Genomic DNA, 25,916 nt, shown 5'->3' with positions numbered 1-25,916 from the left:
ATCAGTAGAGCTTGTTCACGGCGGTCTTGGTCGTCGTCTTGAACGCCGTCAGCGGGGCGTCCTTCAGGTCGCCCATCTGGCCCCACCGGACGAAGGTGACGGTCCTGCCGTCCCGGCCCACCGAGAAGAGGTGGATGTCGGTGCTGCCGATCTGCGGGTCGGCGGTGTCCAGGCTGTAGACCCAGGCGCCCTCCTCGACGGCGACCTTGCCGTGGGCGGCGCTGACGGCCTTCAGGCCCGGGTTCTGCCGCTCAAGGAGGGGCCCGCAGCCGGCGAGGGACTTGCGGAGGGTGTCGACCAGCTTCACGGCGTCGGCCTCGGTGCGGGCGACGGTGGTGATCTGGACGCCGTTGGTGTCGAGCTCGGTGCTGAACTCGCGGTAGCGGGAGTTCTGCGCCGGGATCTTGTACGGGGCGCAGAGGGCGCCGCCGTTCTCCGGGACGCCGGCGAAGACCTGGGTGGCGGTCCACGGCGTCGACGACGGCGGCATCTGGGAGGCGGCGAGGAAGGCCGGCTGGGCGGCGGCCTGCGCCGGGGCCGTGGCGAGGGCCGCGAGGCCCAGCGCGGCGGCGGCGGCGGTGGCGAGTGCGGTACGGAGCTTGCGCATGGTGGTGGATCCCCCGTCGGGTCGTTCGGTCAGTGCTCCACCAGCGTCGGGGTCGGCGCCCGCCGCCTGCAACGGTGACGCGCCCGTCATCCGTCCCGGAACCATTCCACCCCCACTGACGTGCAAGGACGTGAAGGGTGGGACGCAGGGTCGAGGGGGATGGAATGCCGAAGGACGCCGCCGTCGAGGAGTTCGCGCGGCTCGTGCGCGCGCTGAAGGCGCGGGACGGGAGAAGTTACGAGGCGCTGGGCCGGCGCCTGAGCGTCAGCGCGTCCACCCTCCACCGCTACTGCTCCGGCGCGACCGTCCCGGAGGAGTTCGCCGTGATCGACCGCCTCGCCCTGCTGTGCGGCGCGGACGAGGAGGAGCGGCGGGCCCTGGAGGTGGCCTGGAACCGCGCGGACGGCACCCGCCGGCCTCCGGCACCGGAACCCGGCGCGGAGCCGGCGCCCGAACCCGAGCTGGAAGCCGTGCACGCGCGCGTGCCGGGCCTCCCGTCCGAGCGGCGGAGGCGCCGGTGGGGGTGGGTGGGCGTGGTCTGCGGGGTGCTCGCGGTCGTGGGGACGGTGACGCTCGGAGCCGTACTCCTGCCCGGGAAGACCCGGGAGCGGGCCGCCGAACCACCGGCGCCGCTGACGTGGACGGTCGCCTCGGACATCTGGAAGGACGGGTGCGCGTACACCTACCTCATGGAGCGGACGCCCCCTCCCCCGCCGGAGGCGGCCGACGCGCGGAGCTGGGCGGCGGCGCAGGAGGCCGTGGACGGCGGGGAGACGCTGGTGCGGGTGTCGGTGCAGGGGAAGGGCGCGGCAGCAGTGGTGCTCCAGGCGCTGCACGTGCGGGTGGTGGAGCGGGGCGCGCCGCTGCCGTGGGCGGCGTACCGGATGGGCGACGGGTGCGGCGGGGCGGTGACGCCGCGCCTTTTCGAGGTGGATCTGGACCGGCCGCGGCCCGTGGCTCGGGCGCGCGACGGGTACGACGCCTCCGGGGAGGAGGGCCGGACGCTCCCGGCGATCTCCTTCCCGTACGCGGTGACCTCCGCGGACCCGGAGGAGCTGCTCGTCACCGCCCGGACGGCGGGCTGCGACTGCCGCTGGTACCTGGAGCTTGTGTGGAGCAGCGAGGGCCGTTCGGGGACGGTCCGGATCACCGACGACGGGCAGCCGTTCCGCACCGCCCCCGTCGCCGGCAGGCCTTCGTTCGCATACGACGACGTGAACCGTCGCTGGATCCGCGAAGAGGCCTCCGGCTCCTGACCAGACGTGACATGGACAACCTTGGGCGCGCAGATCTGGACAGCGGCGCGAACCGGTGGGTAACTTGACTGAGCAAGCGCTTAGGCATAGTGCGTCAGGTACCCACACTCCGAAGGAGGCGGCTCGTGCGCCGTACGGTATTCAACGAGGACCACGAGGCGTTCCGGGACACCATCCGGGCCTTCATCGAGGCCGAGGTCGTCCCCGTCTACGACGAGTGGTTCGCCGCGGGCCAGGCGCCGCGCGACTTCTACGGCAAGCTCGGCGAGCTGGGCATCTTCGGCATCAACGTCCCCGAGGAGTTCGGCGGCGCGGGCCTGGACACCCACAAGTTCGAGGCCGTCCTCTACGAGGAGACCGCCCGCGCGGGCGTCCAGTTCGGCGGCTCCGGCGTGCACGTGCTGCTCGCGCTGCCGTACATCAAGATGCTCGCCACCGACGAGCAGAAGAAGCGTTACCTCCCGAACTTCGTCTCCGGCGACGAGATGTGGGCGCTGGCGATGACCGAGCCGGGCACCGGCTCCGACGTCGCGGGCATGAAGACCACCGCCAAGCTCTCCGAGGACGGCACGCACTACGTCCTCAACGGCGCCAAGACCTTCATCACCGGTGGCGTCCACGCCGACCGCGTGATCGTCTGCGCCCGTACGTCCGCGCCGACGGCCGAGGACCGCCGCCACGGCATCTCCCTCTTCGCCGTGGACACCAAGTCCGAGGGCTACTCCATCGGCCGCAAGCTGGACAAGCTCGGCCTGCGCACCTCCGACACCGCCGAGCTGGCGTTCGTCGACGTGAAGGTGCCGGTCGAGGACCTGCTCGGCGAGGAGAACAAGGGCTTCTACTACCTCGGCCACAACCTGGCCTCCGAGCGCTGGGGCATCGCCTTCGGCGCCTACGCGCAGGCCAAGGCCGCCGTCCGGTTCGCCCAGCAGTACGTGCAGGAGCGCACCGTCTTCGGCAAGCCCGTCGCGCACTTCCAGAACACCAAGTTCGAGCTGGCCGCCTGCCAGGCCGAGGTGGACGCGGCCGAGGCCGTCGCCGACCGCGCCCTGGAGGCCCTGGACGCGGGCGAGCTGACCCCGGCCGAGGCCGCGAGCGCCAAGCTCTTTTGCACCGAGGTCGCGCACCGCGTCATCGACCGCTGCCTCCAGCTGCACGGCGGCTACGGCTACATGAACGAGTACCCGATCGCGCGCCTGTACGCGGACAACCGCGTCAACCGCATCTACGGCGGCACCAGCGAGATCATGAAGTCGATCATCGCCAAGTCGATGGGTCTGTAAGTGCCCGAGGCTCTCGACGCCCTGCTCGATCTGCTCGACCTGGAGCAGATCGAGCAGAACATCTTCCGGGGACAGTCACGCTCCGCCGTCGTCCCCCGCGTCTTCGGCGGCCAGGTGGCCGCCCAGGCGCTGGTCGCGGCGGGCCGGACCGTCCCCGAAGAGCGCCTCGTCCACTCCCTGCACGCGTACTTCCTGCGCGCCGGGGACCCGGGCGCGCCGATCGTGTACGCGGTCGACCGCATCCGCGACGGCCGCTCCTTCACCACCCGCCGGGTCGTCGCCGTCCAGCACGGGCAGCCGATCTTCCACTTCTCCGCGTCCTTCCAGGCGTACGAGGAGGGGCTTGAGCACCAGTACGACATGCCGGCCGCGCCGGACCCGGAGTCCCTGCCGACGGCGGCCGAGATGCTGCCCCGGCACCTGCCGGCGGACGTGGCGGCGCGGCTGGTCGAGGCGCGGGCCGCGGTGGACCTGCGGTACGCCGACGTGCCTCCGTGGGGCTCCGTCGGAGAGCCGCGCGAGCCGCGCTCGCAGGTCTGGTTCCGTACGAACGGCAAGCTGGCCGACGACCCGCTGCTCCACGTCTGTCTGGCGACCTACGTCTCCGACATGACGCTGCTCGACTCGGTGCTCCTCGCCCACGGGCGCGGCGGCTGGGCGGTCGGCGACGTCGTCGGGGCCTCGCTGGACCACGCGATGTGGTTCCACCGGCCGTTCCGGGCGGACGAGTGGCTGCTCTACGACCAGGAGTCGCCGTCCGCCTCCGGCGGGCGGGGACTCGGCCAGGCCCGGATCTACACCCAGGACGGGCAGCTGGCGATCTCCGTCATCCAGGAGGGTGTCGTCCGGGTCCCGCGCTGATCCACCCGCGGCGTCGCGCGATCATCCCCGGCCGGGCGTCCGGGCGGGGATGATCTGTTCCGTCCAGATGACCTTGCCCTCGGCGGTGTACCGGGTTCCCCAGCGCTCGGCGAACCGGGCCACCAGGAACAGGCCGCGCCCTCCCTCGTCCGACTCGGCCGCCCGGCGCAGGTGCGGGGCGGTGCTGCTGCCGTCGGAGACCTCGCAGATCAGCATGCGGTCGCGGACCAGGCGGACCCGGATCGGGTCGGTGCCGTAGCGGATGGCGTTGGTGACCAGCTCGCTGAGGATCAACTCGGTGACGAACGCCTCCTCGTGCAGGCCCCAGCCCTCCAGCGTCCGGGTCGCCTCGGCGCGGACGGACGCGACGGCGGAGGGGTCGGAGCGGACCTCCCACGCGGCGGTGCGGTCGGCGTCCAGGACGCGGGTCCTGGCGACCAGCACCGCGACGTCGTCGCGGGGGCGACCGGGCAGCAGGCACTCCAGAGCGGCGCGGCAGGTCTCCTCCGGGGAGCGGCCGGGGTGGGCCACCGCGCGGCGGAGCAGTTCGAGACCCTCGTCGATGTCACGGCCGCGGTCCTCGACGAGGCCGTCGGTGTAGAGCACGAGGGTGCTGCCCTCGGGGAGTTCGAGCTCGACCGTCTCGAAGGGCAGGCCGCCCAGGCCCAGGGGCGGGCCGCCGGGGACGTCGGGGTACTCCGCGCTGCCGTCGGGCCGCACGAGGACGGGGCCGAGGTGCCCGGCGCGGGCGAGGGTGCAGATCCGGGAGCCCGGGTCGTAGATCGCGTAGAGGCAGGTCGCACCGGTGACCTGTGCGGCCCCGTTCCCGGCACCGTCCCCGTTCCCGGCACCGTCCCCGTTCCCGGCACCGTTCCCGTTCCCGGCACCGTTCCCGGCGCCGCCACCGCCCCCGTCCCCGTCCCCGTCCTCGCCCTCGCCCTCGCCCTCGTCCTCGTCGATCCGGGCGACCAGTTCGTCGAGGTGCCACAGCAGCTCGTCCGGCGGCAGGTCCAGGTTCGCGAAGTTGTGGACGGCGGTCCGCAGCCGTCCCATGGTGGCGGCCGCGTGCAGGCCGTGCCCGACGACATCGCCCACGACGAGCGCGACCCGGGCACCCGGCAGCGGGATCACGTCGAACCAGTCGCCGCCGACTCCGCCCACCCCGCCGGCCCCGGCCTGCGCCGGCAGGTACCGATGGGCGACGTCCACCGCGGTCCGCCGGGGAAGGGCGCGGGGCAGCAGGCTGTGCTGGAGGGTGATCGCCAGGGTGTGCTCCCGCGTGTAGCGGCGGGCGTTGTCCACGCTGACGGCGGCGCGGGCGACCAGTTCCTCGGCGAGCGACTGGTCGTCCTCCTCGAAGGGCTCGGGCTTCTCGGCGCGCCAGAAGGTGGCCACGCCCATGACGACGCCCCTGGCCCGCAGCGGGGCCGCGATCATCGAGTGGATCCCGTACGCGAGGAGCCTGCGCGCGTTCGCCGGATCCTGCTCCTGCCACCCGGAGAGCGCGGCCATGTCCGCCTCCATGACCACCTCCCCCGTGCCGAATCCCGCCGCCTGGGGCGTGGCGGGCACGAAGCTGATGAGGCTGCCGGTCGGATAGAGCGGACTGTCGTCCCGGATGCCGCGGAACGCCACGCGGCGCATGTCCGCGCCCCGCCCGCCCGGCGTCTCGCCGAGGACGACCGGGTCGGCGAGGTCGACGGTGACGAAGTCGGCGAACCGGGGGACGGCGTAGTCCGCCAGTTCCTGGGCGGTCCGCACGACGTCGAGCGTGGTCCCGATGCGCATTCCGGCGTCGTACAGCAGCCGCAGCCGCTCCTGCGCGATGTCGGCCCTGCCGGCCAGCGCCTGCAGTTCGGTGGTGTCCCGCAGGGTGACGACGGTGCCGGGCGGGCCGCCGTCACGGTCGGTGGGCCGCTGGTTGACCGCCAGCAGGCGGTCGCCGGCCACGTGCACCTCGTCGGCGGCCGGACGTCCCGAGTCCAGCAGCCGGGCCATGTCCGGGTCGATCCCGAGTTCCAGCGCCGGGCACCCGGAGGCGTCGGGAGCGAGGTCGAGGAGCCGGCGGGCCTCGTCGTTGGCCAGGACCAGCCGCCGCTCGGCGTCGAGGATGAGGACGCCCTCCCGTACGGAGCGCAGCACCGCGTCGTGGTGGTCGTACATCCGTGTCATCTCGGCGGGCCCCAGACCGTGGGTCTGGCGCATCAACCGCCTGCTGACCAGCGCCGTTCCAGCGGTGGTGAGGGCGAGGGCGGCCGCCGCGGTGCCGAACAGCAGCGGCAGCTGGGCCTCGACGATACCGCTGACCTGGTCGCTGGTGACTCCGGCGGCCACCAGAGCGATCACCTCGCCGTTCTGTCCGACGACGGGCACGACGGCGCGGATGGAGGGGCCGAGGGTTCCGGTGACGGTCTCCCTGACGATTCCGCCCGCCGCTGCGGGGGCGATGGTGCCGATGTACTTCTTGCCGATCTGGGCGGGGTCGGGGTGGGTGTAGCGCACCCCTTGGGGTGTCATCACCACGATGAACGCCACCTCGGACCCGGCGCGCGCCTGCTCGGCCCTGGGTTGCAGGACCGCCGAGGGATCGGAGCCGGCCAGGGCCTCTTCGAGGCCGGGGGCGCTGGCGAAGGTCTTCGCCACCGCGAGGGAACGGGTGCGGGCCTCCCGCTCGCTGTCGTTACGGGACTGCAGGACGAGCGCCACCATGGCCGCGACGACCAGGAGCACCACGATCGCCACCTGGAGGAGGAAGACCTGACGGGCGACGGTGCGTTCGCTCAGCATCGAGCGCATGTGGCTGAGGAAACCAGCCATGACTCATTTCTAGCACCGTCGTTCCGGAGGGGTGGTGTCGTTCGCCTGCCACGCCACCGACCGGACGTACCGTCCGGACCATGGCGGAACAGGGCGAGAGCGTGTTCACGGTGATCGTGGCGGCGGCGGCGAACCTCGGGATCGCCGTGGCCAAGGCGGTGGCGGGCGTGATCAGCGGGTCGAGCGCGATGCTCTCCGAGGCGGCCCACTCGGTCGCCGACACGGTCACCGAGGTCATGCTGCTCACCGCGCTCAAGCGGAGCGAGAAGCCCGCGGACGAGGACCATCCGCTCGGCTACTCCGGCGAGCGTTACGTCTGGGCGCTGCTCGCCGCCGTCGCCACCTTCGTCGGCGGGGCGGTCTTCTCCGTCTACGACGGGATCCACACGCTCGTCCAGGGCGAGGAGGTGGGCGACCCGCTCGTCTCGTACATCGTCCTCGCCATCGCCTTCGTCCTGGAGAGCTTCTCCCTGCGGACCGCGGTGCGTCAGGTCCGGGGCGAGGCGGAGCGGAAGCGGACCCCCTTCGGCCGCTATCTCCGGCGCACCCCCGACACCACCGTCAAGGCCGTCGTGATGGAGGACTCGGCCGCGCTGGCGGGACTGCTCCTCGCCGCCGGCGGTCTGCTCGGTGTCCAGATCACCGGCTCGGACGTCTGGGACGGCGTCGCCTCGATCCTCATCGGCGCGCTGCTCGTGTACGTGGCCTGGGTGCTCGGCCGCTCCAACGCGGAGCTGCTGATCGGCCGCCCGCTGCCGCGTGCCGTGCGGGAGGAGGTCCGCGACGAGCTGCTCGCCGTCCCGCACGTCGTCGGCGTCCTGGAGCTGACGACGCTGATCCAGGGCCCGGACGAGGTCATGATCGCCGCGAAGGTCGACTTCCGCGACGTGTCCTCGGCCGAGCAGGTCGAGTGGGCCTGCGAGGAGGCGGAGGCGCGGCTGCGGGCGCGCTTCCCCGCCGTCCGCCGCGTCTATCTGGATCCGACTCCGGGGGTGGGCCCGGGTCAGAGCAGCCCGGACGCGTCGAGCAGGTAGTCGGTGAGGGGCTCGTAGGAGCGGGGGTCCAGGACGTGGTCGTCCAGGGGGATCGTGACCTGCATGGTGCCCTCGGCCTCGCCGATGAAGAGGGCGGGGTCGTTGCAGTCGGCGTAGCCGACGGAGTCGACGCCCCGCTGGCCGGCCCGGCCGGCCCAGCCGTGGTCGGCGACGACGAGGTCCGGCCGGCCGTCCTCGCCGAGTGCGTCCAGGATCGCGTTCATGGGTTCCGGCGAATGGGTGTGCCAGAGGGTGGCGCCGCGCTCGAAGACGGCGACGTCGGCGAACTGCACGACGTACCCCTCGTCCGCGATGAGCCCGCCGGGGATCCGCACGATGTCGCAGCCCTTGGCCCGCAGGGCGGCGGCGACCCGGCTGTGGGCGTCGATCAGCGCGCCGGGGTGGCCGGTCGCGAAGAGCACCCGCTCCTTGCCCGCGGCGGCCTTGCGCAGCCGGGCGGCGGCCCGGTCGAGGGCGTCGACGGTCAGGTCGGGGTCGATGGTGTCCTGCCCGGTGCGGTGGGCGGGGTCGTCGTTGACCCCGCACCGCTCGGCCATGACGGCGAGCACGTCCTGCTCGTCGGTCCACCGGTCGCCGAGTTCGAGGCCGAGCCAGTAGTGCCGGTCGCCGTTGGCGAGCTTGCGGTAGTGGGAGAGGTTGTTGTCGCGCGGGGTGGCGACATCACCTGCGATCCGGGTCCGTACAAGGTGCTCGACGAGGGCGGGGCGACTGAGTATCGGCATGGGCCTCATTCTGCTGGACCGGGCCCCGTTGTGGGCAATCGTTCCGCTCCGTGGCGCCTACGCGTCGGCCAGGGCCCCGAACGCCCCGTGCGCCAGCCGCCTCAGGAGCGCCTCCATCGACGTCCGTCCGAGGGCGGCGAGGTGCGGCGTCGAGTTCAGGAGCCCGAACACCGCATGGACGGCCGCCCGTGCCTCGCTCTCGGAGGACGCCGGGTACAGCTCCCGCACGACCGCCACCCACAGCTCCACGTACTGCCGCTGGAGCTGCCGGACCCGCTTGCGGTCCTCGTCCTTCAGCCGGTCCAGTTCCCGGTCGTGGAGGGTGATCAGCGGCCGGTCGTCCAGCGCGAAGTCGATGTGGCTGTCGATGAGCGAGCCGAGCAGCGCCCGCGGGTCGCTCTCCCCCTCGCCGACGCGCAGCCGGCCGCCGTCGAGGAGCCGCTCGCTGATCCCGACGAGCAGCTCGGCCAGCATCGCGTCCTTGCCCGCGAAGTGCCGGTAGAGCCCGGGGCCGCTGATGCCGACGGCGGCTCCTATCTCGTCGACGCCGACGCCGTGGAACCCACGCTCGGCGAAGAGGCGAGCGGCCTCCTTGAGGATCTGCTCGCGGCGCGTGGGGGCGTCGGTCCTGGCGGTGGTGGTCATGGAATCGATTCTAGACAATGGGGTTAGCGGTCGTTAACCTGAAAGCCATACGTTAACGCTCATTAACCGAGCAAGGGAGCTCAGTCGATGCAGCAGGCACCTGTGCTGACGAGCGCGGCGGACCCCGCGTCGCCGGCCTGGCAGGCCAACGAGGCGGCCCACCACGAGCTGGTCGCCACGCTGCGCGCCAAACTCGCCGCGGCCGCGCTCGGCGGCGGCGAGAAGGCCCGCGCCCGGCACACCGCGCGCGGCAAACTGCTGCCGCGGGACCGCGTGGACACCGTCCTCGACCCGGGGTCGCCCTTCCTGGAGCTGGCCCCCCTGGCCGCGAACGGCATGTACGGCGACCAGGCACCGGCCGCCGGAGTCATCGCCGGCATCGGCCGGGTCTCGGGCCGCGAGTGCGTGATCGTCGCCAACGACGCGACCGTCAAGGGCGGCACGTACTACCCGATGACGGTGAAGAAGCACCTGCGGGCCCAGGAGGTGGCGCTGGAGAATCGTCTCCCCTGCCTCTACCTGGTCGACTCCGGCGGCGCCTTCCTGCCCATGCAGGACGAGGTCTTCCCGGACCGCGAGCACTTCGGCCGGATCTTCTACAACCAGGCCCGGATGTCCGGCGCCGGCATCCCGCAGATCGCGGCGGTCCTCGGTTCGTGCACGGCCGGCGGCGCGTACGTCCCGGCGATGAGCGACGAGGCCGTGATCGTGCGGAACCAGGGCACGATCTTCCTCGGCGGACCGCCGCTGGTGAAGGCGGCGACCGGCGAGGTCGTCACGGCGGAGGAGCTGGGCGGCGGCGAGGTCCACTCCCGTACGTCCGGGGTCACCGACCACCTCGCGGAGGACGACGCCCACGCGCTGCGCATCGTCCGCAACATCGTCGCCACCCTCCCGGCCCGCGGCGAACTGCCGTGGTCGGTCGAGCCGGCCGAGGAGCCGAAAGTGGACCCGGCGGGGCTCTACGGCGCGGTGCCGGTGGACTCCCGCACCCCCTACGACGCCCGGGAGGTCATCGCCCGGATCGTGGACGCATCCCGTTTCCAGGAGTTCAAGGCCGAGTACGGCCAGACGCTGGTCACCGGCTTCGCCCGGATCCACGGACACCCGGTCGGGATCGTCGCCAACAACGGCATCCTCTTCGCCGAGTCCGCGCAGAAGGGCGCGCACTTCATCGAGCTGTGCGACCAGCGCGGCATCCCGCTCCTCTTCCTCCAGAACATCACCGGCTTCATGGTCGGCAAGGCGTACGAGCACGGTGGCATCGCCAAGCACGGCGCGAAGATGGTCACGGCGGTCGCCACCACGCGCGTGCCCAAGCTGACCGTCGTCGTCGGCGGCTCGTACGGCGCGGGCAACTACTCGATGTGCGGCCGGGCGTACTCGCCGCGCTTCCTGTGGATGTGGCCGAACGCCAAGATCTCGGTCATGGGCGGCGAGCAGGCCGCGTCCGTCCTCGCGACGGTCAAGCGGGACCAGCTCGGCGACGAGTGGAGCGCGGAGGAGGAGGACGCCTTCAAGGCCCCGATCCGCGAGCAGTACGAGACCCAGGGCAACGCCTACTACGCGACGGCCCGCCTCTGGGACGACGGGGTCATCGACCCGATGGAGACCCGACAGGTGGTGGGCCTCGCCCTCACGGCCTGCGCCAACGCGCCCCTGGGTGACCCCCAGTTCGGCGTCTTCCGGATGTGAGGGGACCTCAGAAGATGTTCGACACAGTCCTTGTGGCCAACCGGGGCGAGATCGCGGTCCGGGTCATCCGCACGCTGCGGGCGCTCGGCGTCCGCTCGGTGGCGGTCTACAGCGACGCCGACGCCGAGGCCCGTCACGTACGGGAGGCGGACACGGCGGTACGGATCGGTCCGCCGCCGGCCTCCGAGTCGTACCTCTCGGTCGACGCGCTCCTCGACGCCGCCCGGCGGACGGGCGCGCAGGCCGTCCACCCCGGATACGGCTTCCTGGCGGAGAACGCCGGGTTCGCGCGGGCGTGCGCGGAGGCGGGCCTGGTCTTCATCGGCCCGCCGGCCTCCGCGATCTCCCTGATGGGCGACAAGATCCGGGCCAAGGAGACGGTGAAGGCCGCGGGCGTGCCGGTCGTCCCCGGCGCGGCGGATCCGGAACTGGAGGCGGCGGCGCGCGAGCTGGGCGCCCCGGTCCTGCTGAAGCCCTCGGCGGGCGGCGGCGGCAAGGGCATGCGCCTGGTGCGCGACCTGTCGACGCTGACCGACGAGATCGCGGCGGCGCGGCGCGAGGCCCGGTCGTCGTTCGGCGACGACACCCTGCTCGTGGAGCGGTGGATCGACCGCCCGCGGCACATCGAGATCCAGGTCCTCGCGGACGGGCACGGCAACGTCGTCCACCTCGGTGAGCGCGAGTGCTCGCTGCAGCGGCGCCACCAGAAGATCATCGAGGAGGCGCCAAGCGTCCTGCTGACGCCCGAGATCCGCGAGCAGATGGGCGCGGCGGCGGTGGAGGCGGCCCGGTCCTGCGGGTACGTCGGCGCGGGCACGGTCGAGTTCATCGTGCCGGGCGTGGACCCGTCCTCGTACTACTTCATGGAGATGAACACCCGGCTCCAGGTGGAGCACCCGGTCACGGAGCTGATCACCGGGATCGACCTGGTGGAGTGGCAGCTGCGGGTGGCGGCGGGCGAGAAGCTGGGCTTCGCCCAGTCCGACGTCCGTCTGGACGGCTGGGCGATCGAGGCGCGCATCTGCGCCGAGGACCCCGCACGGGGCTTCCTGCCCTCGGGCGGCACGGTCCTGGCGCTGGGCGAACCCCAGGGCGCCGGGGCGCGCACGGACTCGGGCCTCAGCGTGGGCACCGAGGTCGGCAGCCTGTACGACCCGATGCTGTCGAAGGTCATCGTCCACGCGCCGGACCGCCCCACGGCCCTCCGTCGCCTCCGCGCGGCCCTGGCGGACACGGTCACCCTGGGCGTGCAGACCAACGCGGGCTTCCTCCGCCGCCTCCTCGCCCACCCGGACGTCATGACCGGCGACCTGGACACGGGCCTGGTGGAACGGGACGCGGAGGGCCTGATCGACGCGTCCGTCCCGCCGGAGGTGTACGCGGCGGCGGCGCTGGTACGCCAGTACCCGCCGTCGACGGCCCCGGCGGGCACCTGGACGGACCCCTTCGACGTCCCCTCCGGCTGGCGCCTCGGCGGCCGACCGTCCTGGACCCCGCACCACTTCCGCGTCCCGGGCCACGAGCCGGTGACGGTCCGCGTACGCGGCACGGCCGGGACGGCGGAGCTGCTGCTCGGCGACGCGCCGGCCTCGCCCGGGGCGGCCGAGGTCTCCGCCGACCGCGTCACCGTCCATCTCGACGGCGTCGTGCACCACTTCCGCCTCGCCCGGTCCCCCGAAGGGCTGTGGCTCGGGCGGGACGGGGACTCCTGGCACGTCCTGGACCACGACCCCGTCGCGGCCGCGCTGACCGGCGCCCGGCACGGTGGGGCCGACACGCTCGCCGCGCCCATGCCCGGCACCGTCACCGTCGTCAAGGTCGCCGTCGGGGACGAGGTCGAGGCCGGGCAGAGTCTGCTCGTCGTCGAGGCCATGAAGATGGAGCACGTCATCTCCGCCCCGCACGCCGGCACCGTCACCGAGCTGGACGTCACGCCCGGCTCCACCGTCGCCATGGACCAGATCCTCGCCGTGGTGACCCCCAGGGAGGAAGCATGACCACGGGCCTGCCCATGCGCGTGCCCGCTCCCGGGCTCCCCGCCCGGGTGCGGATCCACGAGGTCGGGCCGCGCGACGGGCTCCAGAACGAGAAGACCGTCGTCCCGACCGCCACCAAGGCCGAGTTCGTCCGGCGGCTCGCCGCCGCCGGGCTCTCCACCGTCGAGGCGACCAGCTTCGTCCATCCCCGGTGGGTGCCCCAGCTGGCGGACGCCGAGGAGCTGTTCCCGCTCCTCACGGGCGTACCGGCCCGGCTCCCGGTCCTCGTGCCCAACGAGCGCGGGCTCGACCGCGCCATGGCCCTCGGTGCCCGCGAGATCGCCGTCTTCGCCTCCGCCACGGAGTCCTTCGCGAAGGCCAATCTCAACCGCACCGTCGACGAGGCCCTCGCCATGTTCGAGCCCGTCGTCATCCGCGCCATAGAGCAGGGCCTGCGCATCCGCGGCTATCTCTCGATGTGCTTCGGCGACCCCTGGGAGGGCGCCGTCCCCGTCGAGCAGGTCGTCCGTGTCACCAAGGCCCTCGCCGAGATGGGGTGCGACGAGCTGAGCCTCGGCGACACCATCGGCGTCGCCACCCCGGGTCACGTCACCGAGCTCCTGCAGAGCCTGAACGAGGCCGGTGTGCCCACCTCCCGTATCGCCGTGCACTTCCACGACACCTACGGGCAGGCGCTCTCCAACACCCTCGCCGCGCTCCGGCACGGCGTGACCACCGTCGACGCCTCCGCCGGCGGCCTCGGCGGCTGCCCGTACGCGAAGAGCGCCACGGGCAACCTCGCCACCGAGGACCTCGTGTGGATGCTCGACGGCCTCGGCATCGAAACCGGGGTCGACCTGGCCGCCCTCACCGCCACGAGCGTGTGGATGGCCGACCAACTGGGCCGACCGAGCCCTTCCCGTACCGTTCGCGCGCTCTCCCACAAGGAGTCCTAGCCATGTCCCTCGACCACCGGCTCTCCGAAGAGCACGAGGAACTCCGCCGCACCGTGGAGGAGTTCGCCCACGACGTCGTCGCCCCGAAGATCGGCGACTACTACGAGCGCCACGAGTTCCCGTACGAGATCGTCCGCGAGATGGGCCGCATGGGCCTGTTCGGCCTGCCCTTCCCGGAGGAGTACGGCGGCATGGGCGGCGACTACCTGGCGCTCGGCATCGCGCTGGAGGAGCTGGCCCGCGTCGACTCCTCCGTCGCCATCACCCTGGAGGCGGGCGTCTCGCTCGGCGCGATGCCGGTCTACCGCTTCGGCACCGAGGAGCAGAAGCAGGAGTGGCTGCCCCGGATGTGCTCGGGCGAGATCCTGGGCGCCTTCGGTCTGACCGAGCCCGGAGCGGGCAGCGACGCCGGCGGCACCCGCACCACCGCCGTCCGTGACGGCGACGACTGGGTCATCAACGGCTCGAAGTGCTTCATCACCAACTCCGGCACGGACATCACCGGGCTGGTCACCGTCACGGCCGTCACCGGCCGCAAGCCCGACGGCCGCCCGCTGATCTCGTCGATCATCGTCCCGTCCGGCACCCCGGGCTTCACCGTCGCCGCCCCCTACTCCAAGGTCGGCTGGAACGCCTCGGACACCCGCGAGCTGTCCTTCGACGACGTCCGGGTGCCCGCCGAGAACCTGCTCGGCGAGGAGGGCCGCGGCTACGCGCAGTTCCTGCGGATCCTCGACGAGGGCCGGATCGCGATCTCGGCGCTGGCGACGGGGCTCGCGCAGGGCTGTGTCGACGAGTCCGTGAAGTACGCGAAGGAACGTCACGCCTTCGGCCGGCCGATCGGCGACAACCAGGCCATCCAGTTCAAGATCGCGGACATGGAGATGCGGGCGCACATGGCCCGGATCGGCTGGCGGGACGCCGCCTCGCGTCTGGTCCTCGGCGAGTCCTTCAAGAAGGAGGCGGCGCTGGCGAAGCTGTACTCGTCCACGGTGGCCGTCGACAACGCCCGCGAGGCGACCCAGATCCACGGCGGCTACGGCTTCATGAACGAGTACCCGGTGGCCCGGATGTGGCGCGACTCCAAGATCCTGGAGATCGGCGAGGGCACGAGCGAGGTCCAGCGGATGCTGATCGCGCGGGAGTTGGGCCTCTCCGCCTGATCGGGCCGACCTGCCGACCGTACGAGCCGTCGCCCCGGCGTTCCCGCCGGGGCGACGGCTCGTTCCCTGTCTCGGAGTCGCTGTCAGCGGCGGATGACACGATCCACCCATGAGGAGCGACGACTTCGACTGGCACGAGTTTCTGGGACGTTGGCGGGACGAGTGGGTTCCGCGCGCCGACGCGGAGGACGACGAGGACGACGGGCAGACCGCCGCCTCCCCGGCCCGGCCCGGGGCCGACGAGACCGCGATCGCGGCGGCCGAGGAGCGGCTGGGGCGGCGGCTGCCGCCCTCGTACCGGGCGTTCCTGGCCGTGTCCGACGGCTGGCAGGTGGACCAGATGGCCGCGATCCACGAGCTCGGCGGCGTCGAGGACATCGAATGGTTCGGGGACCCCTTCGACATGACCCCGATGTACGAGCGGAGCCTGGGCGACGATCCTCGCGAGGAGGAGGTCCTGCTGGCCGGGATGTGGCGGCGGGCGCTGCGGCTGGAGACGGACTCCGACATGTCGTACGCCCTGCTCGACCCGGGCGACACCGACCGGGACGGCGAGTGGGCGCTCTACGTCTACAAGGGCTGGGGCGGGGAGTACCCCGACCGCTACCCGTCGTTCCGGGCGTACATGGAGGCCATGTACCGCGGCTTCCACGCCGACCGGGTGGAGCGGCCCGACTTCGTGAACGAGACGACGCGCGCGCAGGACGCGCACGTGGTGGAGGCCCGACGGCTGGCCCTGCGGGGGCGGTACGAGGAGGCCCTGCCGCTGCTCGAAGAGGCGTGGTCCTTCGGGCGGCCGGGGAGCCGCGTCCTGCTGAACCAGCTCCGGCATCTGCTGTCTCCGCGCGGCACCCAGGACTACGGCTTCCTCTCCGCCGACCCGCTGTACCTACCCGAGATCCTGCCGCTGGAGGCCATGCCGTCGGCCGGTGGCACCTGGCGGCCTGACGGGGACGACTACTGGCTCGGGATGATGGCCGCGCGCGGGGTGCCCCGGGAGACCGCAGAGGCGGTGCTGGGGGCGATGCGGGACGGCACCCACCGCTACGCGCCTGCCGGCCCCTGGGGCCGGGCCGTCGCCGAGGCCCGCGAGTCGGCGCTCCGGGGCGCGACCGACGCGGCGTGGCGGGTGCTGCGGGACGCGCTCCCGCTCTGGGAGGCCCCCGGACCCTCGCTGATCGCCCCGGTCGGGCTGCTCGCCGACCCGGTGCTGGGTCCGCTGGTGACGCCCGAGCGCGGGCGGGAGATCCTCGCGACACCGCGGGCCGGGGAGACGGGACCCGTTCCGGAGCCGACTCCCGATCTCGACCCGCCGGGTCTGGCCTGGCTGGCCGAGCCCTCGGCGAACCGACGCCCGCGCCATGGATACCGCTGTGTGTGGGTCGAGGGCATCGACCCCGCCCGCCTGCCCACCCTGATCGGCGAGGAGGGCGCCGTACTGAGCGCGCCCACGGACCCGCAGGAGGCGACCCGGCGCGCGCTCAGGCCCCATGAGCGAGAGGGCGTGGAGCTCTGGGAGGACCGGGTCGTGGTCGCCGTCGGCCACACCGCCGAGGGTTGGGCCTTCGCCTTCGACGGCCACTCGCACGGGCGCATCAGCGACCTGTTCCGCTCGCCCGCCCGGGCCGCTTCCTCGTCCGGCCGCGCGGTGACGGTGTGGCGGGATCCGAGGAGCTCGTCGCCGGGCGACCACCCGGCCGCGTTCCACCTGTCGGTGGCCGAACACGGCGAGGAGCTCTACGCGTACACCGTGCGGGGCACGGAGATCGAGCGCTCCGGCGCGATACCCGAAGCCTTGGACCCCGCGCGCCTCTTCGGTCCGGAGGACTCCGAGGAGGAGTGCGAGCTGCGCGTTCTGGAAGCCCTGCACACCGAACTCGGCCTCTCACTCCCCCGCTTCGCGCTGACCCAGGGCCGGCTTCGCACCCTCACCACCCGCTCCTGGACCCGGGCCCCGGAGGCGGGCGAGGGGTTCGGCTACGTGACCCTCAGGCGCGGCCTGAGCTGACGCTCAGCCCAGAAGGCCCTCGCCCGCCGCCGCCACGAACGCGGCGAACGCGGCGGGGGCCGCGAGGAAGTGGGGACCTTCGGGGTCCTTGGAGTCCCGGACGGCGACGTGGGCGGTGAGGTCGGCGACGTCGACGCATTCGCCGCCGTTGGAGCCGCTGCGGGTGGACTTGAGCCAGGAGGCGGGGCCTAGGGGGGCGCATTCGATGCAATTGCCACCCGTGTCGCCGCTGTACGAGGACCTACGCCAGTTCGCGCCCGTCAGGTTCTGGTTGGTCGCCATAGCACTCCTCCATTACACGGGCGATCAATGCGGCCGAGTCCTCCACGGAAAGGGCCGACGCCTGAACGTGATCGTAACGGAGCGAACCCTCCCTGATGGCTGCCGGATTGGCTGTCATGTGCCCCTGGACGAAGTCCTCCGTGTAGACGATGTCGGGGTCGTCCTCGAAGCGCAGCAAGGTGAACTCCCCCATCAACCCGGTATGCGCCCCGGCCGCGTACGGCAGGATCTGGATCTTCACCCACTCGCGCTCCTGCAAAGCCAACAGATAGGCGAGTTGGTTTCGCATGACCCTGCGTCCACCAACCTCCTGGCGCAGGACGGCCTCGCTCAGCACCACCCAGATCAGCGGCGGGGTCTCCCGGTCCAGGATGCGCTGGCGCTCGACGCGAGCGGCGACCTTGGTGTCGAGGTCGTCCTCGGTGCGAGCACCCAGAACCGCCCGCGCGTACCCCTCCGTCTGGAGCAGGCCGTAGACCAACTGCGCCTGGTACGTCGAGATGTACGTCGCCCGCGCCTCCATCTCCGCGTACGCCTGGAACCACGTCGGCAGCTGGCTCTTCAGCACCAGCCCCACCAGCCGGGTGAACAGCCCGCCCGTCATCAACGCCGCGTCGAGCCGTTCCGAGAACTCCCGCGTGGGGACCTTCTTCGTCGTCTCGATCTGGCCGATCAGCGACGCCGTGCAGTAGACGATGTCGCCCAACTGCTGCTGGCCGAGGCCCGCTTCCTCTCTCAACCGGCGGAGTTCCGAGCCGTAGTAGTCGAGCGGCGAGGCGCTCGGATCGAGACTGCGGATGTTGACCACGTCGAGGGTCACCCCCAAGCCCACGCATCGCTGCGTTCGTTTCGGTCCGTAGCCGAGCGTAACCAGACCACCTCACCCTGGTGGCATGAATCAGGCAACCGACCTCTATCCGGCGGAACTTCGGAACAGCTATCGCATGGGCTTCACCGTCGGTGAGCACTCCGCCGGTCACATGCGCCGCGTCCTGCGCATGTCCCTCGACCGCTGGGGGCTCGACCGGCTCGCCGACGCGGCCGGGCTGGCGCTCACGGAGCTCGTCGCCAATGTCGTGCGGCACGTTCCCGGGCGGCGGTGCACCGTGCTGATCCTGCGGGAGCCGCACGGTCTGCGGGTGGAGGTCGCCGACACGCTCTGCGGACCGCCGCTGTTCGCCAAGGCGCCCGAGCCGCTCGCGGAAGCCGGGCGGGGGCTCATGCTCGTCGAGGCCGTGACCGACCGCTGGGGCGTGGAGCCGTCCGCCGACGGGAAGACGGTGTGGTTCGAGTGCGACGCGCAGGAGCCTCAGGAGCAAGGGACATGACGGGCTTTCCGTCCCGAACGCGCCCCTGTCACACCTTCCCGCCCCTCTGTCATGCCTCTGGCATGTGACACAGGCCCCACCCCCGGCCCTATTGATCCACGTGAGGTTAGGCTAACCTTCCCCCCGGAATTGCCCAGTCCGCCGACTCCGGCACGTACCGAAAGCGACACCGCCATGCCCAGCAACGCCCGAGCCACCCATCTCACCCGTCGCGGTCTGCTCGCCGCCGGCGGCGCCCTCGGGCTCGGCGCCGCGCTCGCGGCCTGTGGCACCAAGAGCCAGGAAGGCGCCGCTTCCGGGGGCTCCCAGAAGACCGGCCCGTGGAAGTTCACCGACGACCGCGGCACGGCCGTCGAGACGAAGTCCACCCCGAAGAACATCGTCGCCTTCACCGGTATGGCCGCCGCGCTCAAGGACTTCGGCATCGAGGTCAAGGGCGTCTTCGGCCCGACCTACATCGAGGACCCGAAGACCAAGGAGCGGACGCCGGACGTCCAGGCCGGCGACCTCGACATCACCAAGGTCAAGGTCATCGGCAACGTCTGGGGCGAGTTCAAGATCGAGGAGTACCTCAAGCTCAACCCCGACGTCCTCATCACGGACATGTGGGAGAAGAACGACCTCTGGTACGTCCCGGCGGAGCAGAAGGACAAGATCCTCAAGGTCGCCCCGAGCGTCGCGCTGTGGGCCTCCGACAAGTCCATGCCGAGCGTCCTCCAGCGCCACGCCGACCTCGCCGCCTCGCTGGGCGCCGACGTGAAGACCAAGCAGATCCTGGCCGACAAGGCCCGCTTCGAGGCCGCCGCCGAGCGCGTCCGCCAGGCCGCCAAGGGCAAGAAGGACATCAAGGTCCTGATCGGCTCCGGCTCCCCGGACCTGTTCTACGTCTCCACCCCGGTCCGGCCGACCGACACGCTCTACTTCCAGGAGCTGGGCCTCAACATCATCGTTCCCGACAAGCTGGACCAGGGCGGCTGGTTCGAGGGCCTGAGCTGGGAGAACGTCGACAAGTACAAGGCCGACGTCATCCTGCTCGACAACCGCACCTCGGCCCTGCAGCCGGAGGCCCTGAAGGCCAAGCCGACCTGGGCCGCGCTGCCCGCCGTCAAGGCCGGCCAGGTCTTCCCGCGCGTGACCGAGCCCATCTACTCCTACGCCAAGTGCGCCCCGCTCCTTGAGGACCTGGCGAAGGCGCTGGAGAACGCGAAGAAGGTGGCCTGACCACATGACGAACGCCGAGACCGCCCCGTTCCAGTTCTTCGAGCTCCAGGTCGACCGGACGAGGCGGCTCGGCCCGTCCCTGGTCCGGGTCACCTTCACGGGCGAGGACCTCGCGTCCTTCGCCTCCGGCGGACGCGACCAGTCGCTCTCGCTCTTCCTGCCGCACCCCGGCCAGGAGGCCCCGGTCCTGCCGCCGTTGGACAACCCGGACATGTACGCGATCCTCGGCGCCTGGCGCGCGATGCCGGACGACGAGCGGGCCGTGATGCGCTCGTACACCGTCCGGGAGCAGCGCACGGAGCCGCGCAACGAGGTCGACATCGACTTCGCCCTCCATGAGGACGGCGGCCCCGCCTGCCTCTGGGCGCAGCGCGCCCAGCCGGGCGACCGGGTGGTCGTCCTCGGTCCCGCGATCGCGGCGAACACCGCCGTCCGCTTCCAGCTGCCGGACGACGCCGACTCCGTGCTCATCTGGGCGGACGAGACGGCGCTTCCGGCCGCCGCGGCGATCCTGGAGTGGCTGCCGGCCGAAACCCGCGCCCACGTCTATCTCGAAGTCCCCTTCTCCGGCGACCGCCTGGAGCTGGAGACACGGGCCGACGCCACCGTCACCTGGCTGATTCGCGAGGAGGGCGCGCCCTCCGGTGTGGACGCGGTCCGCGCCGCCGAGCTGCCGGGCGAGGCTCCGTACGTCTGGATCGCCGGCGAGTCCGGTGCGGTGAAGGCGCTGCGCCGGCACTTCGTGCGGGAGCGCGAACTGGACCGCCGACGTGTGACGTTCGTCGGCTACTGGCGCAAGGGACTGTCCGAGGACGCCCTGCGCGAGGTCCCGGACGAGACGCAGGACGACGCGTAGCAGGACTGCCGGGCGGCGCGCCGTCGCCCCGAACGTTCACTCAATAGCCCCCATCCAGCCAAGGATGGGGGGTTATTTTGCGCCAAACTTAGGTTAGGCTAACCTTACTTCGAATTGATCGAGTCCCCGTCCCCGGGAGGACCCCCCTCATGCGTTCGCACCTGCTCAATGACGCCACGGCGGAGAGCTACCGGCGCTCCGTCACCGAAGGAGTCGAGCGGGTGGCGACCAAACTCGCCACGACGCGTCGCCCGTTCACCGGTGTGTCCCCCGCCGAGCTGGCTCCCGTCGTCGACGCCGTCGACCTCGACAAGCCGCTCGGTGACTCGTCCGCCGCTCTGGACGAGCTGGAGAGCGTCTACCTCCGCGACGCCGTCTACTTCCACCACCCGCGCTACCTGGGCCACCTCAACTGCCCGGTCGTGATCCCCGCCGTCCTCGGCGAGGCCGTCCTCTCGGCGGTCAACTCCTCGCTCGACACCTGGGACCAGAGCGCGGGCGGCACCCTCATCGAGCGCAAGCTCATCGACTGGACCTGTGGCCGCATCGGCCTCGGCCCGGCCGCCGACGGCGTGTTCACCAGCGGTGGCACGCAGTCCAACCTCCAGGCGCTCCTGCTCGCCCGCGAGGAGGCCAAGACGACCGACCTGGCCAAACTCCGGATCTTCTCCTCCGAGTGCAGCCACTTCAGCGTCCAGAAGTCGGCCACCCTCCTCGGCCTCGGCGCCGACGCGGTCATCTCCATCCCGGTCGACCGCACCAAGCGGATGCAGTCCGTCGTCCTCGCCGCCGAGCTGGAGGCCTGCCGCGCCGAGGGGCTGGTCCCGATGGCGATCGTCGCCACCGCCGGCACCACCGACTTCGGCTCCATCGACCCGCTGCCCGAGATCGCCGCCCTGGCGGACGAGTACGGCGCCTGGATGCACGTCGACGCCGCCTACGGCTGCGGACTCCTCGCCTCGCCCACCCGCCGCCACCTCCTGGACGGCATCGAACACGCGGACTCCGTCACCGTCGACTTCCACAAGTCCTTCTTCCAGCCGGTGAGCTCCTCCGCCGTCCTGGTCAGGGACGGGGCGACGCTGCGCCACGCCACGTACCACGCGGACTACCTGAACCCGCGCCGCACGATCGCGGAGCAGATTCCCAACCAGGTCGACAAGTCCCTGCAGACCACCCGCCGCTTCGACGCGCTCAAGCTGTGGATGACCCTGCGGGTGATGGGCGCCGACGGTGTCGGACAGCTCTTCGACGAGGTCTGCGACCTGGCCGCGGCCGGCTTCGAGCTGCTCGCCGCCGACCCGCGCTACGACGTGGTCGTCCAGCCGCAGCTGTCGACGCTCGTCTACCGCTACATCCCCGAGGCCGTCACCTCGCCCGCGGACATCGACCGCGCCAACCTCTACGCCCGCAAGGCGCTCTTCGCCTCCGGCGAGGCCGTCGTGGCCGGGACCAAGGTCGACGGCCGCCAGTACCTGAAGTTCACCCTGCTCAACCCCGAGACGACCCTGGCGGACATCGCCGCCGTCCTCGATCTGATAGCCGGCCACGCCGAGCAGTACCTGGGAGAGACCCTTGTCCACGCCTGACACCCCCGACACGTACGACTTCATCGGCATCGGTCTCGGTCCGTTCAACCTCGGCCTCGCCTGCCTGACCGAACCCATCGACCAGCTGAACGGCGTCTTCCTGGAGTCCAAGCCGGACTTCGAGTGGCACTCGGGGATGTTCCTCGAAGGGGCGCACCTCCAGACCCCGTTCATGTCGGACCTGGTGACGATGGCCGACCCGACGTCGCCGTACTCCTTCCTCAACTACCTGAAGGAGAAGGGCCGGCTCTACTCCTTCTACATCCGCGAGAACTTCTACCCGCTGCGCACCGAGTACAACGACTACTGCCGCTGGGCCGCCGCGAAGCTCTCCTCCATCCGCTTCTCCACCACCGTCGCCTCCGTCTCGTACGACGAGGCCGGCGAGGAGTACGTGGTGACGACCGAGGCCGGAGAGACCTTCCGCGCCCGCCGGATCGTGCTCGGCACCGGCACCCCGCCGTACGTCCCCGACTCGTGCCAGGGCCTCGGCGGCGATCTGATCCACAACTCGCGCTACCTCCAGACCAAGGAGGAGCTGCAGAAGAAGAGGTCGATCACCCTGGTCGGCAGCGGCCAGAGCGCGGCGGAGATCTACTACGACCTCCTGTCCGAGATCGACGTCCACGGCTACCAGCTCAACTGGGTGACCCGCTCCCCGCGCTTCTTCCCGCTGGAGTACACCAAGCTCACGCTGGAGATGACCTCGCCGGAGTACGTGGACTACTTCCACGCGCTGCCCGAGCCGACCCGGTACCGCCTGGAGGCCCAGCAGAAGAACCTCTTCAAGGGCATCGACGGCGAGCTGATCGACGCGATCTTCGACCTGCTCTACCAGAAGAACCTGGCCGGACCGGTCCCCACGCGCCTGCTCACGAACTCGGCGCTGCACTCCGCGGCGTACGACGACACCAGCGGCACGTACACCCTCGGCTTCCACCAGGAGGAGCAGGAGAAGGACTTCACGGTCGAGACCGAGGGCCTGATCCTCGCCACCGGCTACAAGTACACCGTCCCCGCCTTCCTGGAGCCGGTCAGGGACCGTCTGGTGTGGGACGGACAGGGCCGCTTCGACGTGGCCCGCAACTACTCGATCGACACGACGGGACGCGGCGTCTTCGTGCAGAACGCCTCCGTGCACACGCACTCCATCACCTCGCCCGACCTGGGCATGGGGGCGTACCGCAACGCGTACATCATCGGCGCCATGCTGGGCTCCGACTACTACCCCGTCGAGAAGACCATCGCTTTCCAGGAGTTCGCGGCATGACCGTTCGTATCCGTCCCTACGACCCCCTCAGGGACGCCGAGCTGATCCACCCCTGGGTCACTCACCCCAAAGCCACCTTCTGGATGATGCAGGACGCGAAGCTGGAGGACGTCGAGCGGGAGTACATGGCGATAGCCGCGCACCCGCACCACGACGCCTTCATCGGCCTGGTCGACGAGAAGCCCGCCTTCCTGATGGAGCGGTACGACCCCCGGTACCTGGAACTGGTCGGCCTCTACGAGCCGCTCCCGGGCGACGTCGGGATGCACTTCCTCGTCGCGCCCACCGACACCCCGGTGCGCGGCTTCACCCGGATGGTCATCACCGCCGTGATGTCCGAGCTCTTCGCCGACCCGGCGACCGAGCGGGTCGTCGTCGAGCCCGACGTCGGCAACGAGGCCGTCCACGCGCTCAACGAGGCCGTCGGCTTCGTGCCGGAGCGGGAGATCCAGAAGCCGGAGAAGAAGGCCCTGCTGAGCTTCTGCACCCGCGCCCAGTTCGAGACCGCCGTGGGAGCCACCGTATGAACCCCGTCGCCCACCTGACGCCGGCCCGCTGGGCGGACGCCAACCGCGCGCTGATCCGCAAGGGTCTCGCCGAGTTCACCCACGAGCGCCTGCTCAACCCGCAGGAGCTGGGAGACGGACGCTACAAGGTCCTCAGCGACGACGGCGCGACCGAGTACCGCTTCACCGCCGACCGCTTCGCGCTCGACCACTGGCACGTCCTCCCGGAGTCCATCAGCCGCCACCGCGGCGAGGAGACGCTCCCCCTCGACGCCCTGATGTTCATCACCGAGCTGCGCGGCTCGCTGGGCCTGAGCGACGAGATCCTGCCGGTCTACCTGGAGGAGATCTCCTCCACCCTGGCCGGTACGGCGTACAAGTCGACCAAGCCGCGGGTCACCGCCGCGGAGCTGGCCCGCGCGGACTTCCAGGCGATCGAGACCGGGATGACCGAGGGTCACCCCTGCTTCGTCGCCAACAACGGCCGGCTCGGCTTCGGTGTGGACGAGTACCGCGCGTACGCCCCGGAGGCCGCCGCCGAGATCCACCTGATCTGGCTGGCCGCCCGCCGCGACCGCACGACCTTCACGGCCGGCGCGGGCATCGACTACGACGCCTTCATCCGCGCCGAGCTGGGCGACAAGGCCGTCGACGGCTTCACCGAGGTCCTCGCCGAGCGCGGCCTGGACATGGCGGACTACCTGCTGATGCCGGCCCACCCGTGGCAGTGGTGGAACAAGCTGTCGGTCACGTTCGCCGCCGAGGTCGCCCAGGAGCGCCTGGTCTACCTCGGCGAGGGCGACGACGGCTATCTGGCCCAGCAGTCGATCCGTACCTTCTTCAACACCTCCGACCCGGCCAAGCACTACGTCAAGACGGCGCTGTCGGTCCTCAACATGGGCTTCATGCGCGGCCTCTCCGCCGCGTACATGGAGGCGACCCCGGCGATCAACGACTGGCTGGCGGGGCTCATCGAGTCCGACTCCGTCCTGCAGGCGGCCCGCTTCTCGATCATCCGCGAGCGGGCGGCCGTCGGCTACCGGCACCTGGAGTACGAGGCCGCCACCGACCGCTACTCGCCGTACCGCAAGATGCTCGCCGCGCTCTGGCGCGAGTCGCCGGTGGCCTCGCTGGAACCCGGCGAGCGCCTCGCGACGATGGCCTCCCTGCTCCACGTCGACCACGCGGGCGCGTCGTTCGCGGGGGCCCTCGTCAAGGACTCGGGCCTGGCGCCGACGGAGTGGCTGCGCGGCTACCTGGACGCGTACCTGCTGCCGGTGCTGCACAGCTTCTACGCGTACGACCTCGTCTACATGCCGCACGGCGAGAACGTGATCCTGGCCCTCGACGAGCGGGGCGCGGTCTCCCGCGCGATCTTCAAGGACATCGCCGAGGAGATCTGCGTGATGGACCCCGCCGCGGTCCTGCCGCCGGCGGTGGAGCGGGTCCGTGCCGAGGTCCCCGAGGACATGAAGCTGCTGTCGATCTTCACGGACGTCTTCGACTGCTTCTTCCGCTTCCTCGCGTCGACCCTGGCGGCGGAGGGCGTGCTCGACGAGGACGACTTCTGGCGGACGGTCGCGGAGTGCGTGCGCGGCTACCAGGAGTCGAAGCCGGAGCTGGCGGAGAAGTTCGCGCAGTACGACATGTTCGCGGAGACCTTCGCGCTCTCCGCCCTCAACCGCCTCCAGCTGCGCGACAACAGGCAGATGGTGGACCTGGCGGACCCGTCGGCGGCGCTCCAGCTCGTCGGCGACCTGGTGAACCCGATCGCGCGGTTCGCCCGCTGAGACCGGCGCGGGCCCGGCGGAGTACGGTCC

At 71.4% G+C, this 25,916-nt stretch carries 22 protein-coding genes; 16 read left to right on the top strand and 6 right to left on the bottom strand.

Annotated features, from left to right (window positions below; genetic code table 11):
• Position 1 precedes the first annotated feature (1 nt).
• On the bottom strand, positions 2 to 607 hold the full coding sequence (locus AB0D99_RS06575; protein ID WP_362357588.1) for a hypothetical protein: 606 nt from the start codon (positions 605 to 607) through the stop codon (positions 2 to 4).
• Between the two features lie 164 nt (positions 608 to 771).
• Here AB0D99_RS06575 and AB0D99_RS06570 point away from each other — a divergent pair, with 164 nt between their 5' ends.
• From AB0D99_RS06570 to tesB, 3 genes are all read left to right on the top strand, one after another.
• Positions 772 to 1,863, top strand: a complete 1,092-nt coding sequence (locus tag AB0D99_RS06570; RefSeq protein WP_362357586.1) for a helix-turn-helix transcriptional regulator — start codon at positions 772 to 774, stop codon at positions 1,861 to 1,863.
• 125 nt (positions 1,864 to 1,988) lie between these two features.
• Positions 1,989 to 3,146 carry an acyl-CoA dehydrogenase family protein gene (locus AB0D99_RS06565; RefSeq protein WP_362357584.1) on the top strand — a complete coding sequence of 386 codons (1,158 nt, stop codon included), beginning with the start codon at positions 1,989 to 1,991 and terminating at the stop codon, positions 3,144 to 3,146.
• Positions 3,147 to 4,007 carry an acyl-CoA thioesterase II gene (gene tesB / locus AB0D99_RS06560; RefSeq protein WP_362357582.1) on the top strand — a complete coding sequence of 287 codons (861 nt, stop codon included), beginning with the start codon at positions 3,147 to 3,149 and terminating at the stop codon, positions 4,005 to 4,007.
• A gap of 21 nt (positions 4,008 to 4,028) precedes the next feature.
• Here the strand turns inward: tesB and AB0D99_RS06555 are convergent, their stop codons facing one another.
• A complete protein-coding gene (locus AB0D99_RS06555; RefSeq protein WP_362357580.1) occupies positions 4,029 to 6,824 on the bottom strand; it encodes a SpoIIE family protein phosphatase in 2,796 nt (931 codons plus the stop codon).
• Between the two features lie 80 nt (positions 6,825 to 6,904).
• Here AB0D99_RS06555 and AB0D99_RS06550 point away from each other — a divergent pair, with 80 nt between their 5' ends.
• Complete coding sequence (locus AB0D99_RS06550) at positions 6,905 to 7,858, top strand: cation diffusion facilitator family transporter (RefSeq protein WP_362357578.1); 954 nt, start codon at positions 6,905 to 6,907, stop codon at positions 7,856 to 7,858.
• Here the strand turns inward: AB0D99_RS06550 and AB0D99_RS06545 are convergent.
• Complete coding sequence (locus AB0D99_RS06545) at positions 7,828 to 8,601, bottom strand: phosphatase (RefSeq protein ID WP_362357576.1); 774 nt, start codon at positions 8,599 to 8,601, stop codon at positions 7,828 to 7,830. The two genes, AB0D99_RS06550 and AB0D99_RS06545, sit on opposite strands and share 31 nt — an antisense overlap.
• A gap of 57 nt (positions 8,602 to 8,658) precedes the next feature.
• A complete protein-coding gene (locus AB0D99_RS06540) occupies positions 8,659 to 9,246 on the bottom strand; it encodes a TetR/AcrR family transcriptional regulator (RefSeq protein WP_362357574.1) in 588 nt (195 codons plus the stop codon).
• 87 nt (positions 9,247 to 9,333) lie between these two features.
• Between AB0D99_RS06540 and AB0D99_RS06535 the strand changes: the two genes are divergently transcribed.
• The 5 genes from AB0D99_RS06535 to AB0D99_RS06515 all read left to right on the top strand — a co-directional run bounded on the left by AB0D99_RS06535 (position 9,334) and on the right by AB0D99_RS06515 (position 17,044).
• Positions 9,334 to 10,941, top strand: coding sequence for a carboxyl transferase domain-containing protein (locus AB0D99_RS06535; RefSeq protein ID WP_362357572.1), 1,608 nt, complete (start codon positions 9,334 to 9,336; stop codon positions 10,939 to 10,941).
• A gap of 14 nt (positions 10,942 to 10,955) precedes the next feature.
• On the top strand, positions 10,956 to 12,938 hold the full coding sequence (locus tag AB0D99_RS06530) for an acetyl/propionyl/methylcrotonyl-CoA carboxylase subunit alpha (RefSeq protein WP_362357570.1): 1,983 nt from the start codon (positions 10,956 to 10,958) through the stop codon (positions 12,936 to 12,938).
• On the top strand, positions 12,935 to 13,873 hold the full coding sequence (locus AB0D99_RS06525; RefSeq protein WP_362357568.1) for a hydroxymethylglutaryl-CoA lyase: 939 nt from the start codon (positions 12,935 to 12,937) through the stop codon (positions 13,871 to 13,873). Before AB0D99_RS06530 ends, AB0D99_RS06525 begins: the two co-directional genes overlap by 4 nt.
• Before the next feature lie 2 nt (positions 13,874 to 13,875).
• Positions 13,876 to 15,036, top strand: a complete 1,161-nt coding sequence (locus AB0D99_RS06520; protein WP_362357566.1) for an acyl-CoA dehydrogenase family protein — start codon at positions 13,876 to 13,878, stop codon at positions 15,034 to 15,036.
• Between the two features lie 109 nt (positions 15,037 to 15,145).
• Positions 15,146 to 17,044, top strand: coding sequence for an SMI1/KNR4 family protein (locus AB0D99_RS06515; protein ID WP_362357564.1), 1,899 nt, complete (start codon positions 15,146 to 15,148; stop codon positions 17,042 to 17,044).
• Positions 17,045 to 17,047: 3 nt separating this feature from the next.
• Here AB0D99_RS06515 and AB0D99_RS06510 read toward each other — a convergent pair whose 3' ends face one another.
• Both AB0D99_RS06510 and AB0D99_RS06505 read right to left on the bottom strand, forming a co-directional pair.
• A complete protein-coding gene (locus AB0D99_RS06510; RefSeq protein WP_362357562.1) occupies positions 17,048 to 17,326 on the bottom strand; it encodes a DUF397 domain-containing protein in 279 nt (92 codons plus the stop codon).
• Positions 17,286 to 18,134, bottom strand: a complete 849-nt coding sequence (locus AB0D99_RS06505) for a helix-turn-helix transcriptional regulator (RefSeq protein WP_362357711.1) — start codon at positions 18,132 to 18,134, stop codon at positions 17,286 to 17,288. The genes AB0D99_RS06510 and AB0D99_RS06505 overlap by 41 nt, the downstream gene beginning before the upstream one ends.
• An 85-nt stretch (positions 18,135 to 18,219) precedes the next feature.
• On the opposite strand from AB0D99_RS06505, the gene AB0D99_RS06500 reads away from it, so the two are divergent.
• From AB0D99_RS06500 to AB0D99_RS06470, 7 genes are all read left to right on the top strand, one after another.
• Positions 18,220 to 18,654: an ATP-binding protein gene (locus tag AB0D99_RS06500; protein ID WP_362357560.1), complete on the top strand. Its 435-nt coding sequence runs from the start codon at positions 18,220 to 18,222 to the stop codon at positions 18,652 to 18,654.
• Positions 18,655 to 18,828: 174 nt separating this feature from the next.
• Complete coding sequence (locus AB0D99_RS06495) at positions 18,829 to 19,875, top strand: ABC transporter substrate-binding protein (RefSeq protein ID WP_362357558.1); 1,047 nt, start codon at positions 18,829 to 18,831, stop codon at positions 19,873 to 19,875.
• Between the two features lie 4 nt (positions 19,876 to 19,879).
• Positions 19,880 to 20,731: a siderophore-interacting protein gene (locus AB0D99_RS06490; protein WP_362357556.1), complete on the top strand. Its 852-nt coding sequence runs from the start codon at positions 19,880 to 19,882 to the stop codon at positions 20,729 to 20,731.
• A gap of 149 nt (positions 20,732 to 20,880) precedes the next feature.
• Positions 20,881 to 22,320 carry an aspartate aminotransferase family protein gene (locus AB0D99_RS06485; protein WP_362357554.1) on the top strand — a complete coding sequence of 480 codons (1,440 nt, stop codon included), beginning with the start codon at positions 20,881 to 20,883 and terminating at the stop codon, positions 22,318 to 22,320.
• Positions 22,307 to 23,590 (top strand): lysine N(6)-hydroxylase/L-ornithine N(5)-oxygenase family protein, encoded by a 1,284-nt coding sequence (locus AB0D99_RS06480; protein WP_362357552.1) that lies wholly within the window; start codon positions 22,307 to 22,309, stop codon positions 23,588 to 23,590. The genes AB0D99_RS06485 and AB0D99_RS06480 overlap by 14 nt, the downstream gene beginning before the upstream one ends.
• Positions 23,587 to 24,117: a GNAT family N-acetyltransferase gene (locus tag AB0D99_RS06475; protein WP_362357550.1), complete on the top strand. Its 531-nt coding sequence runs from the start codon at positions 23,587 to 23,589 to the stop codon at positions 24,115 to 24,117. The genes AB0D99_RS06480 and AB0D99_RS06475 overlap by 4 nt, the downstream gene beginning before the upstream one ends.
• Complete coding sequence (locus AB0D99_RS06470) at positions 24,114 to 25,886, top strand: IucA/IucC family siderophore biosynthesis protein (protein ID WP_362357548.1); 1,773 nt, start codon at positions 24,114 to 24,116, stop codon at positions 25,884 to 25,886. Before AB0D99_RS06475 ends, AB0D99_RS06470 begins: the two co-directional genes overlap by 4 nt.
• The last annotated feature ends 30 nt before the right edge of the window (positions 25,887 to 25,916 follow it).

It is taken from the genome of Streptomyces sp. NPDC047971 (assembly GCF_040653355.1).
Classification (GTDB): domain Bacteria; phylum Actinomycetota; class Actinomycetes; order Streptomycetales; family Streptomycetaceae; genus Streptomyces.
The sequence above is the reverse complement of the archived record's forward strand: the minus strand, read 5'-3'. Positions and strand labels throughout refer to the sequence as shown.

Excerpts from the sequence above, each read along its gene's own strand:
- AB0D99_RS06575 (WP_362357588.1), bottom strand. The coding sequence starts at position 607 with ATGCGCAAGCTCCGTACCGCACTCGCCACCGCCGCCGCCGCCGCGCTG.
- AB0D99_RS06570 (WP_362357586.1), top strand. The coding sequence starts at position 772 with ATGCCGAAGGACGCCGCCGTCGAGGAGTTCGCGCGGCTCGTGCGCGCG.
- AB0D99_RS06555 (WP_362357580.1), bottom strand. The coding sequence starts at position 6,824 with ATGGCTGGTTTCCTCAGCCACATGCGCTCGATGCTGAGCGAACGCACC.
- AB0D99_RS06550 (WP_362357578.1), top strand. The coding sequence starts at position 6,905 with ATGGCGGAACAGGGCGAGAGCGTGTTCACGGTGATCGTGGCGGCGGCG.
- AB0D99_RS06545 (WP_362357576.1), bottom strand. The coding sequence starts at position 8,601 with ATGCCGATACTCAGTCGCCCCGCCCTCGTCGAGCACCTTGTACGGACC.
- AB0D99_RS06540 (WP_362357574.1), bottom strand. The coding sequence starts at position 9,246 with ATGACCACCACCGCCAGGACCGACGCCCCCACGCGCCGCGAGCAGATC.
- AB0D99_RS06535 (WP_362357572.1), top strand. The coding sequence starts at position 9,334 with ATGCAGCAGGCACCTGTGCTGACGAGCGCGGCGGACCCCGCGTCGCCG.
- AB0D99_RS06530 (WP_362357570.1), top strand. The coding sequence starts at position 10,956 with ATGTTCGACACAGTCCTTGTGGCCAACCGGGGCGAGATCGCGGTCCGG.
- AB0D99_RS06525 (WP_362357568.1), top strand. The coding sequence starts at position 12,935 with ATGACCACGGGCCTGCCCATGCGCGTGCCCGCTCCCGGGCTCCCCGCC.
- AB0D99_RS06520 (WP_362357566.1), top strand. The coding sequence starts at position 13,876 with ATGTCCCTCGACCACCGGCTCTCCGAAGAGCACGAGGAACTCCGCCGC.
- AB0D99_RS06515 (WP_362357564.1), top strand. The coding sequence starts at position 15,146 with ATGAGGAGCGACGACTTCGACTGGCACGAGTTTCTGGGACGTTGGCGG.
- AB0D99_RS06510 (WP_362357562.1), bottom strand. The coding sequence starts at position 17,326 with ATGGCGACCAACCAGAACCTGACGGGCGCGAACTGGCGTAGGTCCTCG.
- AB0D99_RS06500 (WP_362357560.1), top strand. The coding sequence starts at position 18,220 with ATGAATCAGGCAACCGACCTCTATCCGGCGGAACTTCGGAACAGCTAT.
- AB0D99_RS06495 (WP_362357558.1), top strand. The coding sequence starts at position 18,829 with ATGCCCAGCAACGCCCGAGCCACCCATCTCACCCGTCGCGGTCTGCTC.
- AB0D99_RS06490 (WP_362357556.1), top strand. The coding sequence starts at position 19,880 with ATGACGAACGCCGAGACCGCCCCGTTCCAGTTCTTCGAGCTCCAGGTC.
- AB0D99_RS06485 (WP_362357554.1), top strand. The coding sequence starts at position 20,881 with ATGCGTTCGCACCTGCTCAATGACGCCACGGCGGAGAGCTACCGGCGC.
- AB0D99_RS06475 (WP_362357550.1), top strand. The coding sequence starts at position 23,587 with ATGACCGTTCGTATCCGTCCCTACGACCCCCTCAGGGACGCCGAGCTG.
- AB0D99_RS06470 (WP_362357548.1), top strand. The coding sequence starts at position 24,114 with ATGAACCCCGTCGCCCACCTGACGCCGGCCCGCTGGGCGGACGCCAAC.